At 48.3% G+C, this 6,953-nt stretch carries 5 protein-coding genes; 1 reads left to right on the top strand and 4 read right to left on the bottom strand.

The genetic code is table 11. From position 1 onward, the window contains the following. Window positions 1–186 precede the first annotated feature (186 nt). The 4 genes from Q4A14_RS08500 to Q4A14_RS08485 form a co-directional block, all read right to left on the bottom strand. A complete protein-coding gene (locus tag Q4A14_RS08500; protein ID WP_303171419.1) occupies window positions 187–1,023 on the bottom strand; it encodes an enoyl-ACP reductase in 837 nt (278 codons plus the stop codon). Window positions 1,024–1,104: 81 nt separating this feature from the next. Next, the gene (locus Q4A14_RS08495; protein WP_303171421.1) at window positions 1,105–2,466 is read right to left on the bottom strand and encodes an aminopeptidase C; all 1,362 of its coding nucleotides are present in this window, start codon (window positions 2,464–2,466) and stop codon (window positions 1,105–1,107) included. A 91-nt stretch (window positions 2,467–2,557) separates the two neighbouring features. Further along, window positions 2,558–3,277: a DNA repair protein RadC gene (radC, locus tag Q4A14_RS08490; RefSeq protein WP_303171417.1), complete on the bottom strand. Its 720-nt coding sequence runs from the start codon at window positions 3,275–3,277 to the stop codon at window positions 2,558–2,560. A 25-nt stretch (window positions 3,278–3,302) separates the two neighbouring features. Continuing rightward, entirely contained in the window at window positions 3,303–4,418 is a 1,116-nt protein-coding gene (locus Q4A14_RS08485) for a mannose-1-phosphate guanylyltransferase (protein ID WP_303171416.1), read from the bottom strand. Between the two features lie 602 nt (window positions 4,419–5,020). Here Q4A14_RS08485 and dnaK point away from each other — a divergent pair. After that, window positions 5,021–6,919: a molecular chaperone DnaK gene (gene dnaK / locus Q4A14_RS08480; RefSeq protein WP_303171414.1), complete on the top strand. Its 1,899-nt coding sequence runs from the start codon at window positions 5,021–5,023 to the stop codon at window positions 6,917–6,919. Window positions 6,920–6,953: the final 34 nt, after the last annotated feature.

Genomic DNA, 6,953 nt, shown 5'->3' with positions numbered 1-6,953 from the left:
CCCTCTTATTGGTAACACCTTGTTGCTTAATAAGATAGTTCCATCTTGAATTTTCAGATAACCTTTTCAATTCTTCCCATGGAGGAGAAAAACACTGCCTCATATGGCTAATCAAGACAAAAAAGAAGGGATGATGAACATCCGGTTCATCATCCCCTACTCTGCTGATTTTTATCCTAAAGTGGCTTACTTCTTAAGTTCATCAAGACCTCCCTTGAGGTACTGTTCCATAGCATCCACGCTCATACCTGTGGTAGAGAATCCACCATCGTGGAAGAGATTCTGCATCGTCACCTTACGAGTGAGATCCGAGAACATCACCACACAGTAGTCTGCACACTCTTCTGCATCTGCGTTGCCGAGAGGAGCGATCTTTTCTGCAAAATGTAGGAGATTGGACATACCATCGACACCGCTACCGGCAGTGGTCACTGTAGGAGACTGAGAGATGGTATTGATACGTACACCCTTCTCACGACCATAGATGAGTCCGAAGCTACGTGTGATAGACTCGAGGAGACTCTTGGCATCTGCCATGTCATTATAGCCGCAGAATGTACGCTGAGCTGCGATGTATGTGAGAGCTACGACAGAAGCTCCTTCTGCCAAAGCATCCAACTTCTTAGCTGTTTGGAGGAGCTTATGAAGGGAGATTGCAGAAATATCAAGAGTCTTATCGAGCATGCCGTAGTCAAGGTCGTCGTAACTCCTTTTCTTACGCACATTGGGACTCATACCGATAGAGTGAAGCACGAAGTCTATAGGACCACCGAGGACTTCCATACTGCGACGGAAGACATTTTCAAGATCCTCGATAGACGTTGCATCCGCCGGGATGACCTCTGCCCCCGTTTCCTTGGCAAGCGCATCAAGTTCACCCATGCGAAGCGCAAGAGGAGTGTTGGTAAGGGTGATTGTAGCCCCTTCCTGTACTGCCTTTTGTGCAACCTTCCAAGCTATCGACTGCTCATTGAGAGCCCCAAAGATGATACCTCTCTTACCTTTCAATAATCCGTATGCCATAACTTTTTGTATTTTCTTGAGTTAAAATTCTTATGTATTCTCCTACAAATATACACAAATATGTGATAAGTGTGCGAATTGTTACTCATCACCCGCAAACATCGGATCCCAAGCAGGCAAGCGTGTAGGCTTGGTTTTCAAGATATTCTTGACTTTGTCAGTGACATATTTCTTGTGCACCACGACACGGAACATATACTCTTCAAACCATCTGTCGGTCATGATCAAGTGCCCTTGGTAGCCCTTACGATCGCCCCAACTGTTCTCGACCATCCACTTCTTGGGCTTTCCATCCTTATCGAGATCCACAGCCACCAATGTCATTGCGTGAGTAGAACCACTCGTAAAAGTACGTATACGATCTTTCTTACTCATATCGAGAGATATACCAAAGAGCTGTCCGACCTCGTAATTTGTCATATCGAGCGTACCATGATCAGGATTAAGCTCCTTACCTACGTCACAAGAGAAGTACATAGCGTCATTACCCTTGATCGAAGCTATTGCCATCTCTTTGATCTCCTCTATCGGCAGATTGACATATGTCCAGTTGCGACCATCGTAAGTATGTCTGTCGTAGTCGATCTCGTATAGCTTACCGAATGGACGAGAAGGGTCATTCATCAGCATGACATAATTGCCTGTCAGGTCATCCCCTATAAACTCATCGAAGAAAGTCTTTGGCGTGTACTCCTTGGTGCTGATCACTTCGCCCTTGCTGTTTCGGAGAGTGTACTCAAACTTCTTTGGAGGAGTACCGAGGCAGTAGCACAAGATGCGATAGATCTCAGCAAGAGTTTGTTCCTTCATCTCTTGCAACTTCTTGACCTTGGCACCCTTGGCATGAGCCTCGCGGATCAGCAGACCGTCTCTGCACAGCTTGGTACCGAGGATACGTCCCATCTCAGAGGTATTCTCACTATTGTATGTTTCAGGCATGGCCTCCGTAGGTACGACCCCATACTTTGTGAGGATATCGGAGACTCCCGTGTATTGCCCACCGTCATTGAGGGGGTGTTTGAAGAGCCACTCCACCATCTTGTCATCCATCGGTTTATCCACATGATCGATAACGCCCTGCAAGAAGAGGTTACACTTCTCAAGTTGATCGAAAAAGAACGAATAAACGTGCGAAAATCTAAAGTCCGACAAGTCATTGGTTTGGATCACCTTGGCACGATAGACATTGAGCCCCGTGAAGAGCCAACAACGCCCACTCGATTTTTGATCTGTGATACCTTTGCTCTTCACTCTGTGCGAAAACTCCCGATCAAACATAAACCTGTTGTCACTATTGGCAGTAAGTTTTTTGATCTGATTTTGGGAGATTGCATTCTGCAAAGCCTTAGACGTGGGTGTCTGAGCATTCGCCGATTCGATACGTTGGAGAATTTCCGGAGAGATTCCGCCCTTTGCACTTTGCGCCATAGTCGGCAAAGACATACCCGCCGCAATGACTGCTCCCACAAGGATGTGTTGAAGTGTTTTGTTCATAGGATGTATATAAATTGATTAGTATTCAGAAATAAAGATGTCAAGGCATACGTCCATTATCGCAATAACTGTAATACCCCGTATCGGTAAAGATGATGTGATCAAGCAACTTGATGTCTATCAAATCACAAGCTTTGGCTATCCGCTCCGTCAAGAGATCATCCTCATGACTTGGCTTGAGTGTCCCACCGGGATGATTATGTACGAGGATGATGGCCGGTGCAGCCCTTTGGACAGCATACCTCAGGATCAGTTTGGGGTCTGCTACAGTCTCTGCCACCCCACCCTTGGAAATACATTTGGTAGAAGTAATGAAACCACCTGCATTGACAGTCAATACCCACAACTCCTCAGATGCCAAGCCAAAAAAGTGACTGTACACATAGTCGTACACCCTCTGAGAGCGATCGACCTGTATCCTTTCACTACCATTGAGTCTCATCTCTCGCCCGAGACGCACGCCCATCTCCAGAGCAGCCATGAGCATGACGGTCTTCGTCGTACCGATCCCCTTGACCTCGGAGTCCATCTGAGCCGAAAGACTCTGATACAAGGCATAAAGGCTGTCCCGATGTTGCCTGAGCAGTTGCTGAGACATCTCCAAGACATTCATAGTCTTGGTTCCGGTACGCAATATCAGAGCCACAAGCTCTGTATCCGACAGAGCTTTGGGACCATACTTGATCAGCTTTTCCTGCGGTCTGTCATGTTCGCTCATCTCCCGCATGCGGAGAGAGCCCCTTTCAGTCGCCTCTTTCATGACGGCACAAGCATGCAGAGCACTATTACTCTACATAACCCTCATCGATGGATGCCGCCTCGACAAGTCCTTGCTTGAGCTTATGCTCCTCTCCTTTTCGACAGATCATGAGGACATTACCCTGCTGTACCACTATGGTATCACTGATACCTTGGAGGAGCACGAGAGTCCCGGGTTTGTCCACCACCACCAGATTTTGGGTACTGTCATTGAAGATGAAGTCTGCCTTGCCTATAGGAGTATTCTGACTTTTATCCTTGGCAACTATATTATAGATGGCACTCCACGTACCGAGATCGGCCCAACCCATATCACAGAGGAGCATGTGGACATTGTCGGTCTTCTCCATCACTCCATAGTCAAACGAGATGTTCTGAGCATAAGGGAAGACCTCATCGACATGTTGCTGCTCCCTTGGTGTCCCATAGAGTTCAGGATGTGAAAAAAGTCTCTCGGCAGTCTCCGGGAGGTGGGTCTCTATGGCTTTTATCATACATCCGACACTCGCAAAGAACAAGCCGGAGTTCCAAAAGAATTCCCCACTCTCTACAAGCACCTTACACATGTGCTTGTTAGGCTTTTCTGTAAAAGCTTTGACGGGATAAAACTCACCGACTTTGGGCGAATCAAACACCTCACCTTTGGTCGTCTCCCCCCCTATCTGTATATATCCGTAACCGGTCTCAGGGTGCGTGGGACGTATCCCCAGCGTCACCATGGCCTGAGTCTCATCGGCGTGATCGAGGGCCATCTTGACATACTCACGGAAAGTATCCTCCTTGAGCACCATGTGATCAGAAGGCGCAAAGACGACGACGGCATCAGGCTTTTCGGCCTTGATGTGCATCGTCGCATAAGCTATTGCCGCAGCAGTGTTACGATAGCAAGGTTCTTTGAGTATATTATTCTCCGGGATTTCGGGAAGTTGTTGTCGGACGAGGTCCGCATACTTGGCATTGGTGACGACGATGATATGTTCGGGATCGAAAGCCATGGCAAATCGTCTATAAGTCATCTGGATGAGACTCTCTCCTGTGCCAAAAAAGTCAAGGAACTGTTTAGGGTAGGAGCGACGGCTGTATGGCCAAAATCGGCTACCTATCCCACCCGCAAGTATGACGCAATAGTATTTATTGTCCATTATTCGGTAGTCTAAGGTTCATGAGATTGTTATCACAAATGTACAAAATTCTTTGTTCTCAGACTCCTAAACTTTGGAGAATCGACCCACAGTGACAGACAAATAACTTAAAAACATTTGAGACAATCGGTTATACTCCTCTGTGCCCAAAGTGGCAGTCATGACTCGGGAGACATCCGGAGGAAGGAAGGAACAAAAGATAGATAACCTTCGAAATCAAAGTGTCTACCTTGATGAATTAACGTGCCTACCTTGATGAATCAAGTTAGACAACCTTTTTTCATCCCCTCCGAAAGCTTGACTTATAGCAGTTTAAAATCCGTGCAAAATGTATCCATCTATGGATCTCAGATCTGAGCCCGAAATCCATGCTCAGTCCGGACACAGATTTCCCCTTGAGACTCATATCGGTGCGTGGTTTGTCACCCGCCCCAACTGTCATGGCAGGACGTGATGACAGATATTTGTCCTCCGAACGCCATTTTAGTCATACCCCATGCACGAGATGTCACCCACTCGTGTCATGACTCTACTTGGCACGTGTATTGCTCATTATAGGTAAAAACGAAAAACGAATCAAATAACAATACACACTATATATTATGGGAAAGATAATCGGAATCGACTTAGGAACAACTAACTCTTGCGTCGCTGTACTCGAAGGTAACGAACCTATCGTCATCGCAAACAGCGAAGGCAAGCGCACTACACCATCTGTCATCGCATTTGTCGATGGTGGCGAACGCAAGGTGGGTGACCCTGCAAAGCGTCAGGCCATCACCAACCCCGTCAAGACAATATACTCTATCAAGAGATTTATGGGTGAGCGTTACTCCAAGCTCAAAAGCGAAGCAGACCGCCTACCTTACAAAGTAGCACAGGGAGACAACGACACCCCACGTGTGGACATCGACGGACGTCTCTACTCTCCACAGGAAATCTCTGCGATGGTGCTTCAGAAGATGAAGAAGACCGCAGAAGACTACCTCGGAGCGGGGGTCACAGATGCCGTCATCACCGTACCTGCATACTTCTCTGATGCTCAGAGACAGGCTACCAAGGAAGCAGGTGAGATCGCAGGTCTCAAGGTACAACGTATCGTCAATGAGCCTACGGCCGCTGCCCTTGCTTACGGTCTCGACAAGGCGAACAAGGACATGAAGATCGCAGTCTTCGACCTCGGTGGTGGTACGTTCGATATCTCTATCCTCGAGCTTGGTGACGGAGTCTTCGAAGTAAAGTCTACCAATGGTGACACTCACCTCGGTGGTGACGACTTCGACCACGTGATCATCGACTGGTTGGCAGAAGAGTTTTTGAGCGACGAAGGTCTCGACCTTCGCCAAGACCCAATGGCGCTCCAACGTCTCAAGGAAGCTGCCGAAAAGGCAAAGATAGAGCTCTCAAGCAGCACAAGCACAGAGATCAATCTCCCTTACATCATGCCTGTCAACGGTATGCCTAAGCACTTGGTCAAGACCCTTACTCGTGCTAAGTTCGAGCAACTCGCAGACAAGTACATCCAAGCGTGTGTACCTCCTTGCCAACAGGCGCTCAAAGATGCAGGCCTATCGGCATCAGACATCGATGAAGTCATCCTCGTGGGTGGATCAACACGTATCCCTGCGATCCAAGAGCTCGTGGCTAAGGTCTTCGGCAAACAACCATCCAAGGGTGTCAACCCTGACGAAGTGGTGGCACTCGGTGCAGCTATCCAAGGTGGTGTCCTCAGCGGAGATGTCAAGGATGTCCTCCTTCTCGACGTCACACCTCTTTCACTCGGTATCGAGACAATGGGTGGCGTGATGACTCGCCTCATCGAAGCGAACACAACCATCCCTACAAAGAAGTCCGAAGTCTTCACAACAGCGGCAGACAACCAGCCTTCCGTAGAGATCCACGTCCTCCAAGGTGAGCGTCCACTCGCTAAGGACAATAAGTCTCTCGGTCGTTTCAACCTCGACGGCATCCCTGCAGCAATGCGTGGTGTACCTCAGATCGAAGTGACATTCGACATCGATGCCAACGGTATCGTCAATGTTTCGGCAAGAGATAAGGGCACAGGTAAGGAACAAAAGATCCGTATCGAAGCATCAAGCGGTCTCAGCGAAGAGGAGATCAAGCGCATGAAGGACGAAGCGGCTGCCAACGCAGAAGCAGACAAGAAGGAAAAGGAACGCATCGACAAGATCAACCAAGCGGACTCTGTCATCTTCCAGACAGAAAAGCAACTCAACGAACTTGGCGACAAGATCCCTGCTGACAAGAAAGCTCCTATCGAAGCAGCCCTCGGCAAGCTCAAAGACGCCCACAAGGCACAAGACATCTCAGCTATCGACAGCGCAATGAACGAGCTCAACACCCTCCTTCAAGCGATGTCACAAGAGATGTACAGCCAACAAGGTCCCGACATGAGCGGCGCACAACCCGGCCCCGACGCCGGCTCACAATCCTCAACCAAGGACGATGTCCAAGATGCCGACTTCGAAGAAGTGAAGTAATTACGCTCATAAAAGAGCATCAAATAAATAGTAA

Origin of the sequence: Porphyromonas sp. (assembly GCF_030529325.1) — a bacterium.
In the GTDB taxonomy this organism is placed as follows: Bacteria; Bacteroidota; Bacteroidia; order Bacteroidales; family Porphyromonadaceae; genus Porphyromonas_A.
This window is presented reverse-complemented; position numbering and strand designations above follow the sequence as displayed.

Excerpts from the sequence above, each read along its gene's own strand:
- Q4A14_RS08500 (WP_303171419.1), bottom strand. The coding sequence starts at position 1,023 with ATGGCATACGGATTATTGAAAGGTAAGAGAGGTATCATCTTTGGGGCT.
- dnaK (WP_303171414.1), top strand. The coding sequence starts at position 5,021 with ATGGGAAAGATAATCGGAATCGACTTAGGAACAACTAACTCTTGCGTC.
- radC (WP_303171417.1), bottom strand. The coding sequence starts at position 3,277 with ATGAAAGAGGCGACTGAAAGGGGCTCTCTCCGCATGCGGGAGATGAGC.
- Q4A14_RS08485 (WP_303171416.1), bottom strand. The coding sequence starts at position 4,418 with ATGGACAATAAATACTATTGCGTCATACTTGCGGGTGGGATAGGTAGC.
- Q4A14_RS08495 (WP_303171421.1), bottom strand. The coding sequence starts at position 2,466 with ATGTCTTTGCCGACTATGGCGCAAAGTGCAAAGGGCGGAATCTCTCCG.